At 51.2% G+C, this 16,022-nt stretch carries 16 protein-coding genes and 1 rRNA gene; 11 read left to right on the top strand and 6 right to left on the bottom strand.

Features of this window, described 5'->3' with window-relative positions; genetic code table 11:
* The first annotated feature begins 26 nt into the window (after positions 1-26).
* Positions 27-455: an FKBP-type peptidyl-prolyl cis-trans isomerase gene (locus BR04_RS14540; protein ID WP_496356750.1), complete on the top strand. Its 429-nt coding sequence runs from the start codon at positions 27-29 to the stop codon at positions 453-455.
* Positions 456-534: 79 nt separating this feature from the next.
* On the opposite strand, the gene lpxC is transcribed toward BR04_RS14540, so the two are convergent.
* Complete coding sequence (lpxC, locus tag BR04_RS14535; RefSeq protein WP_496356749.1) at positions 535-1,398, bottom strand: UDP-3-O-acyl-N-acetylglucosamine deacetylase; 864 nt, start codon at positions 1,396-1,398, stop codon at positions 535-537.
* Between the two features lie 123 nt (positions 1,399-1,521).
* Between lpxC and BR04_RS14530 the strand changes: the two genes are divergently transcribed.
* The 3 genes from BR04_RS14530 to BR04_RS14520 all read left to right on the top strand — a co-directional run bounded on the left by BR04_RS14530 (position 1,522) and on the right by BR04_RS14520 (position 3,991).
* Positions 1,522-3,075 carry a YifB family Mg chelatase-like AAA ATPase gene (locus BR04_RS14530; protein ID WP_496356748.1) on the top strand — a complete coding sequence of 518 codons (1,554 nt, stop codon included), beginning with the start codon at positions 1,522-1,524 and terminating at the stop codon, positions 3,073-3,075.
* Positions 3,076-3,492: 417 nt separating this feature from the next.
* Positions 3,493-3,639, top strand: coding sequence for a hypothetical protein (locus BR04_RS14525; protein ID WP_496356747.1), 147 nt, complete (start codon positions 3,493-3,495; stop codon positions 3,637-3,639).
* Between the two features lie 76 nt (positions 3,640-3,715).
* The gene (locus BR04_RS14520) at positions 3,716-3,991 is read left to right on the top strand and encodes a hypothetical protein (protein ID WP_496356746.1); all 276 of its coding nucleotides are present in this window, start codon (positions 3,716-3,718) and stop codon (positions 3,989-3,991) included.
* A 117-nt stretch (positions 3,992-4,108) separates the two neighbouring features.
* Here the strand turns inward: BR04_RS14520 and BR04_RS14515 are convergent, their stop codons facing one another.
* Positions 4,109-5,056, bottom strand: coding sequence for a universal stress protein (locus BR04_RS14515; RefSeq protein ID WP_496356745.1), 948 nt, complete (start codon positions 5,054-5,056; stop codon positions 4,109-4,111).
* A gap of 697 nt (positions 5,057-5,753) precedes the next feature.
* Here BR04_RS14515 and BR04_RS14510 point away from each other — a divergent pair.
* Positions 5,754-5,990, top strand: a complete 237-nt coding sequence (locus tag BR04_RS14510) for a FeoA family protein (RefSeq protein WP_496356744.1) — start codon at positions 5,754-5,756, stop codon at positions 5,988-5,990.
* The gene (gene feoB, locus BR04_RS14505) at positions 5,987-8,134 is read left to right on the top strand and encodes a ferrous iron transport protein B (protein WP_496356743.1); all 2,148 of its coding nucleotides are present in this window, start codon (positions 5,987-5,989) and stop codon (positions 8,132-8,134) included. Before BR04_RS14510 ends, feoB begins: the two co-directional genes overlap by 4 nt.
* 93 nt (positions 8,135-8,227) lie before the next feature.
* On the opposite strand, the gene BR04_RS14500 is transcribed toward feoB, so the two are convergent.
* Positions 8,228-9,052 (bottom strand): mechanosensitive ion channel family protein, encoded by an 825-nt coding sequence (locus BR04_RS14500; protein ID WP_496356742.1) that lies wholly within the window; start codon positions 9,050-9,052, stop codon positions 8,228-8,230.
* Positions 9,053-9,398: 346 nt separating this feature from the next.
* Here BR04_RS14500 and BR04_RS14495 point away from each other — a divergent pair, with 346 nt between their 5' ends.
* The 4 genes from BR04_RS14495 to BR04_RS14480 are packed head-to-tail and all read left to right on the top strand — an operon-like array spanning position 9,399 to position 13,285.
* Positions 9,399-10,412 carry an ABC transporter substrate-binding protein gene (locus BR04_RS14495; RefSeq protein ID WP_496356741.1) on the top strand — a complete coding sequence of 338 codons (1,014 nt, stop codon included), beginning with the start codon at positions 9,399-9,401 and terminating at the stop codon, positions 10,410-10,412.
* A gap of 54 nt (positions 10,413-10,466) precedes the next feature.
* The gene (locus tag BR04_RS14490) at positions 10,467-11,252 is read left to right on the top strand and encodes an ABC transporter permease (protein ID WP_496356740.1); all 786 of its coding nucleotides are present in this window, start codon (positions 10,467-10,469) and stop codon (positions 11,250-11,252) included.
* Positions 11,253-11,262: 10 nt separating this feature from the next.
* On the top strand, positions 11,263-12,069 hold the full coding sequence (locus tag BR04_RS14485; protein WP_496356739.1) for an ABC transporter ATP-binding protein: 807 nt from the start codon (positions 11,263-11,265) through the stop codon (positions 12,067-12,069).
* Between the two features lie 55 nt (positions 12,070-12,124).
* Complete coding sequence (locus tag BR04_RS14480) at positions 12,125-13,285, top strand: iron-containing alcohol dehydrogenase (protein WP_496356738.1); 1,161 nt, start codon at positions 12,125-12,127, stop codon at positions 13,283-13,285.
* Positions 13,286-13,292: 7 nt separating this feature from the next.
* On the opposite strand, the gene BR04_RS14475 is transcribed toward BR04_RS14480, so the two are convergent.
* The 3 genes from BR04_RS14475 to BR04_RS14465 form a co-directional block, all read right to left on the bottom strand.
* The gene (locus BR04_RS14475; protein WP_496356737.1) at positions 13,293-13,826 is read right to left on the bottom strand and encodes a GNAT family N-acetyltransferase; all 534 of its coding nucleotides are present in this window, start codon (positions 13,824-13,826) and stop codon (positions 13,293-13,295) included.
* Complete coding sequence (locus BR04_RS14470) at positions 13,823-14,425, bottom strand: DsbA family oxidoreductase (protein ID WP_496356736.1); 603 nt, start codon at positions 14,423-14,425, stop codon at positions 13,823-13,825. Before BR04_RS14470 ends, BR04_RS14475 begins: the two co-directional genes overlap by 4 nt.
* A 129-nt stretch (positions 14,426-14,554) precedes the next feature.
* On the bottom strand, positions 14,555-15,007 hold the full coding sequence (locus BR04_RS14465) for a hypothetical protein (protein WP_496356735.1): 453 nt from the start codon (positions 15,005-15,007) through the stop codon (positions 14,555-14,557).
* An 821-nt stretch (positions 15,008-15,828) separates the two neighbouring features.
* On the opposite strand from BR04_RS14465, the gene BR04_RS14460 reads away from it, so the two are divergent.
* Positions 15,829-16,022 (top strand): 16S ribosomal RNA (locus tag BR04_RS14460); the annotation flags it as partial.

The raw sequence follows: 16,022 nt of genomic DNA, 5'->3' as shown, positions 1-16,022 counted from the left end.
TCGGGTCGACTGGAAATGGATTTTCAATGCGTAAGGCGGAAAAAGGCGATCGGGTTCAGGTGCATTATACGGGAAAATTTCCGGAAGGAGAGATTTTTGACTCTTCCGAAGGTCGGGAACCCTTGAGTTTTGAGCTGGGGAGTGGGCAGATGATTCCGGGTTTTGATGCTGCTGTCCTTGGGATGACACAGGGAGAGAAAAAACAGGTTACCCTGAATCCGGAGGAGGCCTATGGTTCCCATAATCCTGAGCTGGTTGCAGTCTATGAAAAAAGTCTTTTTCCGGAAGGCATGGAACTTCAGGAAGGGATGATTCTGGAGAGCCGTATGCCCGATGGTATGGTGATTCCCATCCGCATTACAGCTATTGAAGGGGAGAATGTTACTGTGGATGCCAATTTTCCCATGGCAGGAAAAACCCTTGTCTTTGATCTTGAGCTGGTGAGCATCGCTTAGGATATTTTTTTGAAGAAGGTTATGGCAGGAAGGAGCCGGATGGGTTTGACCGTCCGGCTCTCTATGTTTACAGCAAAAGTCAGGGGGTCAGGGTTTCCCAGCAGTTCCGGTTGTTGAAAAATTCTGTGATGAATCGGTGGTTAAAGAGGTGCCCTGACTTTACGGTTTTGATATGTCCCCGTATGGGCATACCGATGAGGGAAAAATCACCGATACAGTCGAGCAGTTTATGCCGGACAAACTCATCACTGAATCGAAGCCCCTCTTCATTCACAATGGTATTGCCATCCACGACTACAGCACTTTCCAGAGAGCCTCCCCGACCCAGCCCCAGCTGTTTCATGAAAGCCACTTCGTGGAGAAAACCAAAGGTGCGGGCAGGGGCAATCTCTTTTGCAAAACGATCTTCATCAAGGTCGATACTCATGGTCTGACGGCCGATCACAGGTGTCGGGAATTCGATGGTGCAGGTGATGCGGAAACTTTCATCGGGATAGACCCCTACAAATTTATCGCCGTCAGCAATTTCAATGGGTCGTGTTACCACAAAAAGGGATCGGGGTGCGGACTGGGACAGAATACCTGCCTGCTGGATTTTTTCGGCAAAGACAGCGGCACTGCCATCCATGATGGGCATTTCATAGTTGTCCAGTTCCACACGGGCATTGTCGATACCCATACCGGCAAAGGTGGCCATGAGGTGTTCTATCGTGGAAACGATCACACCGTTTTCACCGATCACCGTTGCCAGGCTGGTATCCACAACCCTGCTGAAAAGAGCGGGAATCCCCTGGGTTCCTGGCAGATCTGTTCTGAAAAAACGGATTCCATGATTTTCCGGTGCGGGTTTCAGGGTCAGGGTTGCGTTTTTACCGGAGTGAACCCCCACACCTGAACAGAAGATAGGCGTTGCAAGGGTTTGTTGTCGGGTTCGGATGGGCATATACATTCCATACTTTCTGTCTTTGTCGCTTGCCTCTGTTTGCAAGTCGGGGTATTAAAGCACAAATTATTGATGAAAATCCATGTTTTTTATGTTTCACAGAAAAAAAGGAGAGGCAGGACTATGCTTGCCAGGAGTTGCTGCGCTGCCGTGGTTGGCGTGGATGCCATACCTGTAACTGTAGAAGTGGATGTGGGAAGGGGACTTCCCGTATTTCAGATTGTAGGCCTTCCGGAGACAGCGGTTCGGGAAAGCCGGGATCGGATCCGTACGGCTCTTCGTAATGGAGGTTATGGTTTTCCTAAGGGACGCATCACAGTGAATCTTTCTCCAGCGGATATCCGCAAGGAGGGCACGGGTTTTGATCTGGCCATTGCACTGGGGATTCTGGCGGCTTCGGGTCTTTTGCCCCGTGAGGCCGTGGCATCTCATCTGGCCCTGGGAGAATTGTCCCTGGATGGAAGGCTCAATCCTGTACGTGGAGCCCTTGCAGCCTCTGTCCTTGCGAATCCGGTTCATATACAGGGAATTCTGGTCGCTCCGGCCAATGCGGCAGAGGCTGCTGCATCAGGCCGGATACCCGCCTATGGCGTTGAAAGTCTGGGGGCTGCGGCGGATCATCTTTCTGGAAGGCATTGCCTTGAACCACGCCATCCTGTGGATTTTTCCCGCCTTGCAGACAGGGCTGAAAAGGATGCGGATTTAAAGGATGTGGCAGGTCAGGAACATGCCAAACGGGCATTGGAGGTGGCGGCTGCAGGTCGGCACAATCTTCTGATGACAGGCCCGCCAGGGTCGGGAAAAACCATGCTGGCCAGGAGATTACCGGGAATTCTGCCTCCCCTTCTTTTTGAAGAAGCCCTTGAGACAAGCCGGATTTATTCGGCGGCAGGACTTCTCGATTCCCGCACAGGGCTTGTGGTGAAAAGACCCTTCCGTGCACCCCACCATACCATCAGTGATGCAGGTCTCATTGGGGGAGGCTCTCACCCCAGGCCGGGTGAGGTGAGCCTGGCCCATCAAGGTGTTCTTTTTCTTGATGAATTTCCGGAATTTCGTAAAGGGCTTCTGGAGATGCTACGCCAGCCCCTGGAAGACCGTGTGCTGACCGTTTCCCGGGCTTCAGGTTCCGTAAGCTTTCCCGCATCCATCATGCTCGTGGCTGCCATGAATCCCTGTCCCTGCGGGTATGCCAGTGATCCGGAAGGCAGGTGTCGCTGTGCCTCAGTGGCAGTTGAACGTTATCGGTCAAGAATTTCCGGTCCTCTGATGGATCGTATGGATATCCAGATAGAGGTACCCTCTTTGGCCTATGTTGATATCCGACGGGCAGGCGAAGGGGAGTCTTCTGCCAAAGTGAGGGAACGGGTAATGATGGCTCAGGAACGTCAGAAGAAGCGTTTTACCGGAAGGGGTTTTTCTTCCAATGCGGCTATGGATGCCGCAGGGATCAGAGAATTCTGTAAAACGGATTCTCAGGGAGAAGCGTTGCTGGCCCAGGCAGCTGCTTCCTTACGCTTGTCTGCCCGGGGTGTTGCCCGTGTATTGAAGATTGCCAGAACAATAGCAGATCTTGATGCATCTCAAGGGCTTAACGCTTATCATCTGGCGGAAGCCGTACAGTACCGGAGGTTTTCTCCTGAAGCAGGAGGTTTGTCTGGGGAAAATTCCCGGTAAAATGATAGGATCTCCCTATGGACACAAAACAGTGTTTATGGAAAAAAGGATGGAACTTCTTCGGAATGGAGCGTTCCTCCACACGCTCCGGGAGAAAATCACCCGGATTCCCCCCCGCCTTCCGGATGTGAAATCTCCTTTTCCGCCCCCCTAAATCCAGTTTTTTCCGCGTTATCCTCTTCCAGTTTTGCGGAAAAGAGTTCTGGATTTCCCCTATCCTGAAGGGCAGGTTTGGCATGCCGCAGCAAGGTGTGTGCCAGACCTGTCCTTTTTTTTGGGGGTAAAAAAGACGCAACTCTCCAATTTTTTATTGATTTTTCTCCAATGACCTGCTAGCAATTCAAACACAATTCACATAAACCAAGGGTCGCATACGGGGGTGCGGCGCACAACAACCAGGACGTGGAGGGTAAAAAAATGCTGGCACGAAGAAGTATGGAAGAGGAGGCGCAGGTTAAGGAAGTACAGGAGCGGGAAAATGAATGTTTTTGGAATTGGCTGGAATGTACGGAAAGGGCCATTGGTGAAGCCCTGGAAGACAGCAAGAAAAGACGGGTGAACTGACGCATATTGCAGGTTCTGAAGGTTTTCGGTATATTCTATGGCCTTGTGCGAGCATTACAATACCGGAGACATGGACGTGATATTTTACAGGTATTCGGCAATACAGTGTACCGACAGTACAGTTTTTCTGTTTATGGATAATGAAATAGAAGTACCGACCATGGGAAATTGTTCCTGGTTGCGGCAGTTTGATTCTGGAGGACGCAATGATGCTTTTCTCTTTGCCGTTCATTGGACACTGGTGAAGGTCAGTGAGGTTTTTATTTCCTCTGACGGTAAGAAAAAAATCCGTCTTCTTTATATCCGGGATCCTAAAGATAAAACACGTCCATATAAAGGTCGTTTTTGGTAACTTTCAGAGAAGGAAATATACGTATTTTTAAAGGAAATTTGTTTTTTGATGAAAAGAAATCCGGAAATCCCTGAAAAGCCAGAACGCTTTCGGATTCCGGATTCTTTTTTTGATCTCTCAGCTGATAATCCAGACAGCCTGCTCCCGCGCCATTTCAACCAGTTTTTCACCGACCCTTCCGATAAAAAAATCCTGCACGCGGGAAATCCCCCTTCTTCCCACAAAAAGTGTCCCCCATTGTTCCTTTTCAGCTGTATCCAGCAATCCTAGAGAGCGGCTCATGTATCCCTCAATGATGCGGGCATCCGTATTTTTAGGTGAGACTCCTTTTTCTGAAAGGATTTGCAGCGCCCTTTGCATGGCCGTGTCTATTTTATTTTTTCTTATTTTTTCCTGGGTCACCATGGGGCTGTTTGGATCCATGCTTGCAGGGTAGGGATAAAAATCTCCGGCAATGGGGTTGATGGAGCGGACAACATGCCGGATATGGATGTGTTTGTCCGTGTTGGCAAAGAGGGAGGCCGTAAGACGAATGCAGCTTCTCGAGCCGTGGGAATCATCAAATCCGATAAGGATATGTTTGGTTTCCGGTGCCCCTCCCACGAGAACCAGGGGAATGTGATGGATGCGGGAGATGAGTTTTCGGGCTACACTTCCAATGGGAAGCCTGGAAAAATTGGAAAAACCGGTACGCCCCACAAAAAGGGCTGCATATCCATCCATGCTTTCAGAAACAATATCCCGTGTAACCCCTGTTTTTCTTCTCTGAATTTTAATGCTGACATTCTCCTGAGGGAAACCAGCATCCCAAAAAGTTTTTCTTGCTGTTTCAAGACTGTTGATGAAACGCTTATTCTGCCGATCCGCCCATTCCGCCATACTTTCTTTCCGTATGCTACTGGTTTCAGAATCTGAATTCATATCCCAGAAGGTTTCCGGAGCATCACATTCCACAAGAAAGAGAACCACTCTGGATTTTTCCTTGGGCAGAACGGCAGCTGCATAGTGTGCAGCTGCCATGGAGGGATCAGAGCTGTCCATGGCAACAAGATATTTTTTTTCCATACATCCCCCTTGCATTTGAGGTTTAACAGGTACGGGCAGTCTTTCCCATAAAAAATCGGGCTTTTTATGGAGAGATCTGGTTGCTACCGTAAGGCTCTATGCATGTCATATGCCACAGAGAAGAATTGTGGAGGAAAGGTGAAAAAAAGAAATATAACAAGGACAAACGTGATGGAGGCATCGTTATTTTTTTAAATAATGAAGGATAAGGATGTCGGTATTTTTTCCAGCCTGTAAAGCAGGGAGGGCATGAGTATCTCATTTTTGAAAGGGTCGGGGAAATTATCCCGGTATTTTTTTTAATCATGGGAAAGAAAGGCCTGATAAGCGTTTTTTCTGTGGCAGGCAGCATGTCTGTTTGGGATACGCAGAGCCTTGGGTCTTTTTTCGAGCGTGTGTTTGTTGTGATGCGCTGGAGCCTGTATATGCAGACGCGTTAGTATTCAGGGTATAAAATTCTGATATAAAAGTAAAAACGGATCTGTCTTTTTTGCTGGGTTTTATGGTGATTTTTTAGAAAACACCTGGTTTTCAGGGTGAAAAAGAGAGCTCTATAAAAAATTTTGTTTAGCGAAAAAGATATTGACACATCAGCAGTGAGCGCATAAAAAAAGCGAAGATTTTGGGAAGCAAAATTTTTTTTTATAAATACACTGGAGTTTTCCAGTAATAAAGAAGTCGAGGGAGGTTTTCTAAGATGTCTGTAAAACCCCTGCGCGCCATGCGCGTCAATGAAACAGCCATTATCCATCAGGTGCGTGCGGAAGGAGATCTGGGCCGCAGAATCCGGGATATGGGGCTGGTTCCGGGAACGGAAGTGAAGGTTACGGGCAGGGCTCCTCTGGAGGATCCCGTTGCCCTGCGCCTGAGAGATTTCACCCTTACCCTGAGAAACAACGAGGCAGACTGGATCAGTGTGGAGGTGTCCTCATGAGTACGGTTGTGATCGCCCTGGGAGGCAATCCCAATGCGGGAAAAACCACCCTGTTCAATGCCCTTACCGGAGCCAGACAGCGCGTGGGCAATTATCCTGGTGTGACTGTGGAAAAGCGGGAAGGAGATGTGCTCTATGGAGAAGCCCGTATCCGGGTAGTTGATCTTCCGGGAACCTATTCTCTCACGTCCTGGTCCGATGAGGAGCGTGTGGCCCGGGATGTCTTGGTACAGGAGCGTCCCTCCGCAGTGATTGATGTGGTGGATGCCACCAACCTGGATCGCAATCTTTACCTTGCGGTGCAGTTCATGGAACTGGGTGTTCCTCTGGTACTGGCCCTCAACATGATGGATGAAGTGCGTAAAAGCGGGCGCACCATCCATACGGCAAAACTTTCCGAACTTCTTGGGGTTCCTGTGGTGGAAACCGTGGCCCGGAAGGGAGAGGGTAAGGTCGCCCTTGTGGAGGCTGCGGTGGGGCTTTCTGAAACCCGTAAAGGGAAGTGGCAGCCTATCCAGATTTCCTATGGCCCGGATATTGATCCTGTGGTGGAGCGCATGACGGATCTCCTGGAGGAGGACGGGCATCTGACCCTGCGTTATCCGGCACGCTGGCTGGCCATCAAGTATATTGAAGGAGATCCTGAAGTCCGCAGAATCTGTGAGGAGGACGAGACTCTGGGGCGCAGACTGCGGGATATGACAGATCGGCTGACGGCTCATTGCCGCAGTGTATTGGAAACCCATCCCGAATCCATTATTGCGGATTATCGCTATGGCTTTATCACCTCCCTCACCCGACAGGTGGTGCAGCGTGGGGAAGAAACCCTGGAAACCCGGATAAGGGTTTCCGATGCCATGGACAGGGTGCTGACGCATAAGGTGGGGGGGCCTTTGATCATGCTGGGGGTCTTTTACCTGCTTTTTGAACTCACCTTTGCCATCGGTGAAATTCCCATGGGATGGGTGGAGGCCTTTTTCGGGCTTCTGGGGGATACGGTTTCCGCCATTCTGCCCGAAGGTCTGCTCCAGTCTCTCCTGGTTTCCGGTATTATTGACGGTGTGGGGGCTGTGATGGGGTTTGTGCCCCTCATCCTGATCATGTTCCTTCTGGTCACTTTTCTTGAGGATGCGGGATATATGGCCCGTATGGCCTATATGCTGGATCGGATTTTTCGTATTTTTGGTCTGCACGGGGCTTCGGTCATGCCCTTTGTGGTCTCCGGCGGCATTCCTGGGGGCTGTGCCGTTCCCGGTGTCATGGCTGCAAGAACCTTGAAAAGCCCCAATGAGCGTCTGGCAACTCTGCTGACGGCACCTTTTATGAGCTGTGGAGCCAAAGTACCGGTTTTTCTTTTGCTCAGCGCGGCCTTTTTTGGCTCCTATGCGGCCCAGGCCATGTTCTGGATTACCCTTATTTCCTGGTGCATGGCGCTTTTTGTGGCAAGGATACTGCGTTCCACGGTTATTCGGGGTGAAGCCACTCCCTTTGTCATGGAGCTGCCACCCTATCGTATGCCCACCCTTCAGGGGGTTTTTCTCCATACCTGGGAGCGGGCCTGGCAGTATATCAAAAAAGCCGGTACCGTGATCCTCGCCATTGCCATTCTCATCTGGGCGGGTATGACCTTTCCCGGACTTCCTGAGAAGGATGCGGAGCGTTTTGAGGCCCAGCGAATGGCAGTATCCGAGCTGGTCGATGCGGAAGAACAGCTTGCCGTCATAGACAATGCCGAAGGCCAGGCAGCCCTGAGACATTCCCTGGCAGGTCGTATCGGAATCCTCCTTGAGCCTTTGTCGCAGCTGGCAGGTTTTGACTGGCGTACCAATATTGCCCTGATCGGTGGCTTTGCTGCTAAGGAGGTGATTGTGGCCACCCTGGGTACGGCCTATTCCATGGGGGAGGTGGATCCTGAGGAAAGCGAAGGTCTTGCGGATCGTCTCGCCTCCGATCCTTCCTGGACTGTGGCTACGGCCATGGCCCTGATTGCCTTTGTCATGCTCTACAGCCCCTGTTTTGTCACGGTGGTGGCCATTGCCCGGGAGTCGAGCTGGAAATGGGCGGCCTTCAGCATGGGGTTTAACACGGTGCTGGCTTTTATGCTTTCTGTTCTTGTGTTCCAGGTGGTTTCCAGAATGCTCTGATATTCAGAATTGTTAGGGATGTAAAAAAGGGAGGAGCCGGGTATGGCTTCTCCCTTTTTGCATGACTTTTCTCTTGCGTGGCAGGTGCTGGCTTCAGGGGGCTTCAGCCTTATAGAGATGGACATCCTGCTGGGGGAAAGGAATGGAAATCCCTTCAGCATCAAAACGTTTTTTCATGGCTTCATTCAGATCAAAAAGAACCGGCCAGTAGTCGCTGCTTTTCACCCAGGGGCGTACGGAAAAATTCACGCTGCTGTCTCCCAGAGAAGACAGGGCGATGAGGGGGGTGGGGTCTGCCAGGATGCGGGGGTCGGTTTTCAGTACCTCCTGGATAACCCTTTTCACTTTATCGATATCATCCCCGTAACTGACACCAAAGACCATATCCACCCGTCGGGTTCCGGTGACGGAATAATTGACAATATTGTCACCTGTGAGTTTGGAATTGGGCACAATAACTTTTTTGTTGTCCGGTGTGGTGAGTTCTGTCGTAAAGATGCCGATATCCTGAACCGTCCCTGCCGTTCCCCCACCTTCAATGTATTCTCCTACCCGAAAAGGCCGGAAAACGATCATGAGTACCCCTGCGGCAAAATTGGAAAGGGAACCCTGTAAAGCCAGACCCACGGCCAGACCTGCGGCGCCGAGTACGGCGATGAAGGAGGCCGTCTGTACCCCAAGTTTACCCAGGGCCGCAATGACGACAAAGGTTAAGATACCAAAATAGGCCACGCTGGTGAGAAAGCCTGAGAGGGTGGGATCCACTTTGGATTTATCCATGGCTTTTTTCATTACCTTGCGGATGGCACTTGCCACCATGCGACCAATAATGAAAATGGCAAGGGCCGCAAGAACCCTCAGGCCGTAAAGAGCCAGAAAAGACTGAATCTGAACGATGATTGCATCAACGGATGGCATGGTATTCTCCTTTTGACTGGTTTTGAACATGTTCTGATCCATAGAAAAATCTATGAAAATTTTATGAACACTCTCTGATTATTTGCAAGTGTTTTTTAGTCAGGAAGAACATGCACATGCTGTTTGATTGCAGATTCTGTCGGTGGTGAATTTATGCTTGTTGAAAACAAGGGCTTTATAAACATATTTAAAACAAGGTTCTCCCCTATTTCTCTTTGTTGTTCAAAACGACCGGTGAAATCAAAAGTTTTGTCTTCTTTTCAGAGGGGATATGAACCGGACTTGCCCGACGGCATAAGGTATGCCAAAACAGGAGAGGCTATAAATTTCTATCCTGGGAGACATCATGGCAACCATGGACAGACGGCAGTTTCTTAAATGGAGTGCAGGTATCCTGGTAGCAGGGGGACTGGGCCTTGGTCTTCCTGGCTGTGAAAGGCCAGGAGAGAAGGGGGGGCGGGTTTCCCTCCGCCTTGGCTATCTTCCCATTACAGACCACCTGACCCTCATTGCCCATGCCTGCTATACGTTTCAGTCTTTGAACCTGGTTCCCGTAAAATACGGATCCTGGCCGGAGCTGGCCGAAGCCCTGCGTGCGGGGGCTGTGGATGCCGCTTTTCTCCTCACGCCTTTGGGACTGACCCTCCGGCGGCAGGGGGCAGCGGTACGGGCTGTGCTTCTTGGACATCGAAATGGCAGCGTTCTGACCGTCTCTTCCAGGGCCGGCTTTGGGGATATTTTGGGGCTGAGGGGAAAAAATATCGCCATTCCAAGTCGCTTTTCCACCCACTACCTGCTTTTACGCCGTCTTCTTTCGGATCGGGGGATGGAAGCGGGAGCAATCCGCTATACGGACATGGCTCCGCCTGAAATGGTGCAGGCTCTGGCCACAGGGCGCATTGACGGGTTTATTGTGGCGGAGCCCTTTGGTGCCCAGGCCGAAATCCTTGATGTCGGAAGGGTGATGATCCTCTCTAAGGACATCTGGAAGGATCATATCTGCTGCGTACTGAATATCCGGGAGCCGTTTATGGAGAAATATCCGGAAGCGGTGCAGGATCTGGTCAGTGGTCTTGTGGATACCGGGCGTTTCATTGAGGCAAAAAGACAGGAGGCTGCTGTCCTGTCCCTCCCCTATCTGGGACAGGCCCGGGAGGTTATGGATTTTGTTTTGAATACGCCAAAAGATCGGGTCACCTATGGGGATCTTTTCCCTGCTCAGGTGGATTTTCATGAGACCCTTGAGGATATGCGGCGTTTTGCTGTCTGGGATGGAGCCGTTCTGGATCTGGGAACTTATCTGGAGCCTTCCTTTGCCCGGAAGGCGTATGAAAATCTTGCAGGTACCCCCCGGGTGTGAAAACAGGCGGGTTTATCCAGAACAGAGACTGAGCGATGCCGACGGGGGGCTAAGGTGAGATCACAAAGGGGGATCCCCATATTTCCGGGTGAAGGTTTTGTACTGCCTTTTCTTTTCCTGCTGCTTTTTCTGGGGATCTGGCATGTGCTGGCCCGAAGTTATGCCAATCCCCACCTCATGCCGGGGCCGGAACGGGTGTGGCAGGCATTCTTGGAGATTTTCCATCAGGGGAATCTCGGAGAACATATCCGGGCCAGCCTTTTCCGTATGCTGACGGGGTATGGCGTGGCAGCCCTCATTGCCATCCCATCCGGACTGATTCTTGGCTGGTACAGTCGTTTGTATCGGGCTTTGGATCCTTTTGTTCAGCTTGTGAGACCCATTTCTCCCGTGGCCTGGTTTCCACTGGCCGTACTCTGGTTCAACATCGGCGACATGCCCGCCATCTTTATCATTTTCATGGCGTCTTTTTTTCCTGTCTTTTTGTCCACCCTTACAGGAGTACACGGTGTTTCTCCCTTATACCTTAAGGTGGCCCGTAATTTCGGGGCATCCGATGTGTCCATTCTTTATGGGGTTGTGCTGCCTGCGGTTTTTCCCCGAATTGTCGTGGGACTTCACATCGCCCTGGGGGTGGGCTGGATCCATGTGGTGGCTGGAGAGATGCTGGGGGCTCAGTCCGGTCTCGGCTATCTCATCATTGACGCAAGGAATTTTCTGCGTACAGATAAGGTGATGGTGGGCATGGTGCTGGTGGGATTTTTGGGGCTGGTGCTGGACAGGCTCATTTCCTGGATGGAAAAAAAGATCAGGGCCGGATGGGGCGGTGGTCAGATATGAGAGGGATCCTTTGAAGTCACACCCCGGAGAATCGACCTCCCAGGAAATCAAGATCCGTATCCGAAGTGTGGAGAGAACTTTTTACAATTCCGAGGCAGGGGATAACCAGGCCCTTAATCCCGTGGATCTGGATATCCGGGAAGGAGAATTTCTCTGTCTTTTGGGGCCCAATGGCTGCGGCAAGACCACTCTTTTGCATCTTATGGCTGGATTTGATGCTCCCAGCAGGGGAAAGATTGAGATGGCTGGCAGGGAAGTGCTGGAGCCAGGCCCCCATTGCGTGATGATTTTTCAGAATTATGGGCTTTTCCCATGGAGGACGGTACAGGACAATGCGGCCTATGGCCTGGAAGTGAGGGGCATGGGGAAAAAGGCCCGCAGGGACAGGGCCATGGCCGTTTTACAGATGGTGGGGCTGGAGCATGCGGCATCCCGTTATCCCCATACCCTTTCCGGAGGGATGCAGCAGCGGGTGGCCATTGCACGTGCCCTTGCCGTGAACCCGGCTGTGCTGCTCATGGATGAACCCTTTGCCGCTCTGGATGCCATCACGCGATCCGGGATGCAGCGGGAGCTTTTGCGTATCTGGCAGGAAAGCAGATGCACCATTGTTTTTGTCACCCATGATCTGGATGAAGCCCTGCATCTGGCGGATCGCGTGGCCATCATGACTGCCCATCCGGGAAGTATCCGGGAAATTATATCCATCGGAATCCCAAGGCCAAGGCACATGGCGGATCCGGTTTATCTGGCTTCCAGAGAAAGAATCCAGAGGGCCATGGGGCTGGTTTTACCGTCATCACAGCTTCCAGATTAAAGACATAAGGGCGCTTGCCCCCCGCAAGCAGGCATCCCCAGAGGAAGGAGAACAGATGAAATCCTTTTCATATTGCAATCCCGTTCACATTGTTTTTGGCAAGGGTCAGATTGCAGCACTGGATCGGCTGATCCCGGAGGACGCTTTCGTACTGGTTCTCATGGGGGGGGGCTCTGTGAAGAAAAACGGGGTGTATGATCAGGTGAGCCAGGCCCTGAAATCCCGGAGACGGGAGGATTTCTGGGGAATAGAGGCCAACCCCGATTACGATACCTGCATGAAGGCTGTGGAACGTATCCGCAGTGAAAAAATGGATTTTGTTCTTGCCGTGGGCGGAGGGTCTGTGGTGGATGCGGCAAAGTTCATTGTGGCGGCAGCCTGCCATGGGGGGGGCGATCCCTGGGAGATTGTAACGGGCAAGGCAAAGGTGACCGCTGCCCTGCCCTTTGGTGCCGTGCTGACCCTGGCGGCGACGGGATCGGAGATGAACGCAGGATCCGTCATTTCAAGGCGATCCATGGGAGCGAAGCTCCCTTTTGCATCGGAGAAGGTCTTTCCGAAGTTTTCCGTTCTGGATCCGGAAACCACCTATTCCCTACCGGCCCATATGGGTGCCTGCGGTGTGGTGGATGCCTATGTGCATGTGCTGGAACAGTATCTTTCCCATGCCCTGCCGGTGCCTTTGCAGGACAGACAGGCTGAGGCGATTCTGCTCACCCTTCTGGAGGAAGGCCCCAGGATGCTGGAAAATCCGAAGGATTATGGTATCAGGGCCACGATCATGTGGTGTGCCACCCAGGCTTTGAATGGGCTGATCGGCTGCGGTGTACCCCAGGACTGGGCCACCCACATGATTGGTCATGAGCTGACGGCCGCTTTTGGTCTGGCCCATGCCGAGTCCCTGGCCCTGGTGCTTCCTGCCCTCCTGCGGGAGCGGCGGGAGAAAAAAGAAGCCAAGCTTGTGCAGTATGGCAGGCGGGTAATGGCACAGGCGGATGCGGAGGATGTGGCGGAAGCTGCGATCCATACAACGGAAGTTTTTTTCAGGAAGATGGGTCTCGGCACCCGGCTTCCGGATTATGGTATTTTGCCGGAAGCGGCTTTTATGTTGAGTGATATTCTGGATAACCGGGGATTATGTCTGGGAGAAGATCGGGCTGTAGACGGAGCCATGATCCGGAATATTCTGGCACGGGCAGCGGAACCCTGGGCATAGCGGGGTTTCAGCGGTAGCAGATGTAGCGGTTGATGGCGGGTTTGAGGGGATCTGAAGCGATGCGTTCAAACCCGCAGTTTTCAAGAATACGGGCGGAGGCGAGGTTCCCCCGGGCCACCCTTGCCCGGAGAAAATGAATTTCCGGATGATTAAAGGCCCAGTGCATCAGAGCCTTGGCGGCTTCTGTGGCAAGACCCTGGCCCCTCCATCGTTCCAGTAGGGCGTAGCCTATTTCCACGCCGCCCTGGGCATCCGGAGGTTCCATAAAACCACAGCTTAAAATCAGAATATTGGTCAGAGGTCTGCGGAGGATACCATACCAGAGATACCAGCCGATTTTATCCGTGTTCAGGAGAAGCTGTTCCCGCAGCCAGGGTTTTAAGGGAATGAGGCTGGGGGGAGGCCAGGCTTCGGGCACCTCAGCCTGTAAAAACCGGGAAAAGCGGATGCGGGATGCCTTTTCAATGTCAAGGATTTCCCGGTTTATGGCGACAAGCTGTAGTCTGGATGTCTGAATCTGGGTAATCGCAGGAGGAGTCACAGGGACATTGCCCGTTTCAGGATGTACATCATTTTTTCCTTTGAAGGAAGACCGACAAAGGGAAGCATCCCCGGTACCACAAAGGTAGGCACCATGCGAATGTTGCGTTCTGCAGCTTCGATGGCGGCGGTACGCAGGCGGGATTCAAACAGGCCACTGTCTATGGCTTTGTCCATGGCTGCGGGATTCAGATTCTGTGAGCGGGCAATTTTTCTCAGTACTTCAGGGTCTCCGATATTTTCATTGTTTTCAAAAAGGGCATAAAAAATTTTTTTGTGAAAAGAATCAAAGCATCCGTTGTCCCGCGCAAATTCTGCGGCCTGTATGGCGCGTCCGGAGTTCACCAGCTTATCATTTCCACAGAAGGAAATTCCGTAGGGTTCTCCCTTGCGAGCCATTTTATGAAAAAAGGCCTGAATCTCCAGACCTGGGTATTTTTCCTGGAAAGAAATACCCGAAGCCGGGATTTCCGGATGCAGTTCCAGAGGAATCCATAAGGGGGAAAGGGGCATCCCCCTTGTCAGGGTTTCCACCATGGCTTTGGCGAGGTAGCAGTAGGGACAGGAAAAATCCGAAAAAATGCGAAGGGAAGCCAGCATGCTGTCTCCTTTGTGGGGTGTATGCAGATTTTGATGACGGAGCATCATTTTTTTCTGTGTTATGGCAAGTCGTTAAACGAGGACTGCCATTTGGAATAAAGATGTTTTCCAATTTGTTTTCCGTTTTTTTCAGATTCCTGCTTCCTGGTTTTTGCGGAGGGCGAAAAAACCGGTAAGCAGAACCATGAGATTGACGGCATAGCCAATCATAGAGGAGCACAGCAGAATCAGAAGATTAAGGACGGAAAGAAGTATCCAGGAAAGCCCTTGGGCCGTTTGGGTTTCCAGAAGAGCCACGTCAAAGGGAATCAGTGCTGCTCTGGGAAAGACAATGATGAAAAATAAAAGATCCACAAAGGCAAGGATAAGGGCTGCACGGATGGCCCAGGTTTTACGATTCCAAACTGCCCGCCAGAGGATGAGAAAGGGCAGGGTGGTAAGAATATGTTTGATACCGAGTACCGGTTCTTCGATGAGGGGATTGGCAAAGAGCCAGAAGACGGCTTTTAAAAGCAGAAGCAGGCCCAGCAGCCAGAGGGATGCGGGATATTCGGGATACAGACGAACTTGTGCAGGTTTCACGGAAGACTCCTTCATGTTTTGGACATCCATACCAGGGGGATTTTTGTGTATTCCGGAGACTGTGAAAGGGTGATACCTAAAGGTACCCGCCTGAATTTCCGGGGAACGCGCTGATGATTTTGGAAATATAGAAAAGCCCTGTGCGTATGTAAAGCCTTTGCATATCCGGAACTGCATATCGTTTTTTTTCATGGATGTTTTCAATCATGGAAAGCGGGTTTGATCAGAAAAAGAAGGGGGCCATAAAAGGCTGGTGCGGCAGAATTCCGGATGCTGATCTGACAGGAAACCCCCTCAAAGCCAAAGTCCTCGATACCAGGGATGAATCATGGATCTCTGAAAAAAAGGAAGGAGATCTTTCTTCACAGGCTGAAAACCGCAGGATGATTGTCTGCGGATATGGATATAAATTCCGTTTTTGCTCTCATCATATGGGAAGGGCCCTGTACTCTGGTTTCTTGTGGCCTATTCTGTGGGGCAGAAAAGAATGTCGTTTTTTGTCTTATATAATGATGAAGCCCATCCTTTCCGAAAGGTAAGGAAAAATGGGTGGCTGGTGCCGGAGAAACCAGTTGTTTTTTGGGGTTCAGAGGGGGGATGGTTCAAGTGTGTTTTTAATACCAGAATAAAGGCTTTGTTTTAAGGAGGTTAAGAAAAATATAAAATTGGGTGAAAAAAGGTGTTGACACCCTTGGGTCAAATGGGTAGTTTGCGCCTCGTTGCTTACGGCGGCGGATCGAAAAAATCGATCTTTGAAAATCAGGCAGTGAAAGAATAAGAACATACCCCTGAGTAATCCTCTTAGGAGGAAGTACAGAGATTCAACGGAGAGTTTGATCCTGGCTCAGAATGAACGCTGGCGGCGTGCTTAACACATGCAAGTCGAACGAGAAAGTTCCCTTCGGGGGATAAGTAAAGTGGCGCACGGGTGAGTAACGCGTGGATAATCTACCCTTGAATTCGGAATAACATCGCGAAAGCGGTGCTAATACCGGATGATGTTGTGTTTTCTTCG

This window comes from Desulfobotulus sapovorans DSM 2055 (genome assembly GCF_059569355.1).
The sequence above is the reverse complement of the archived record's forward strand: the minus strand, read 5'-3'. Positions and strand labels throughout refer to the sequence as shown.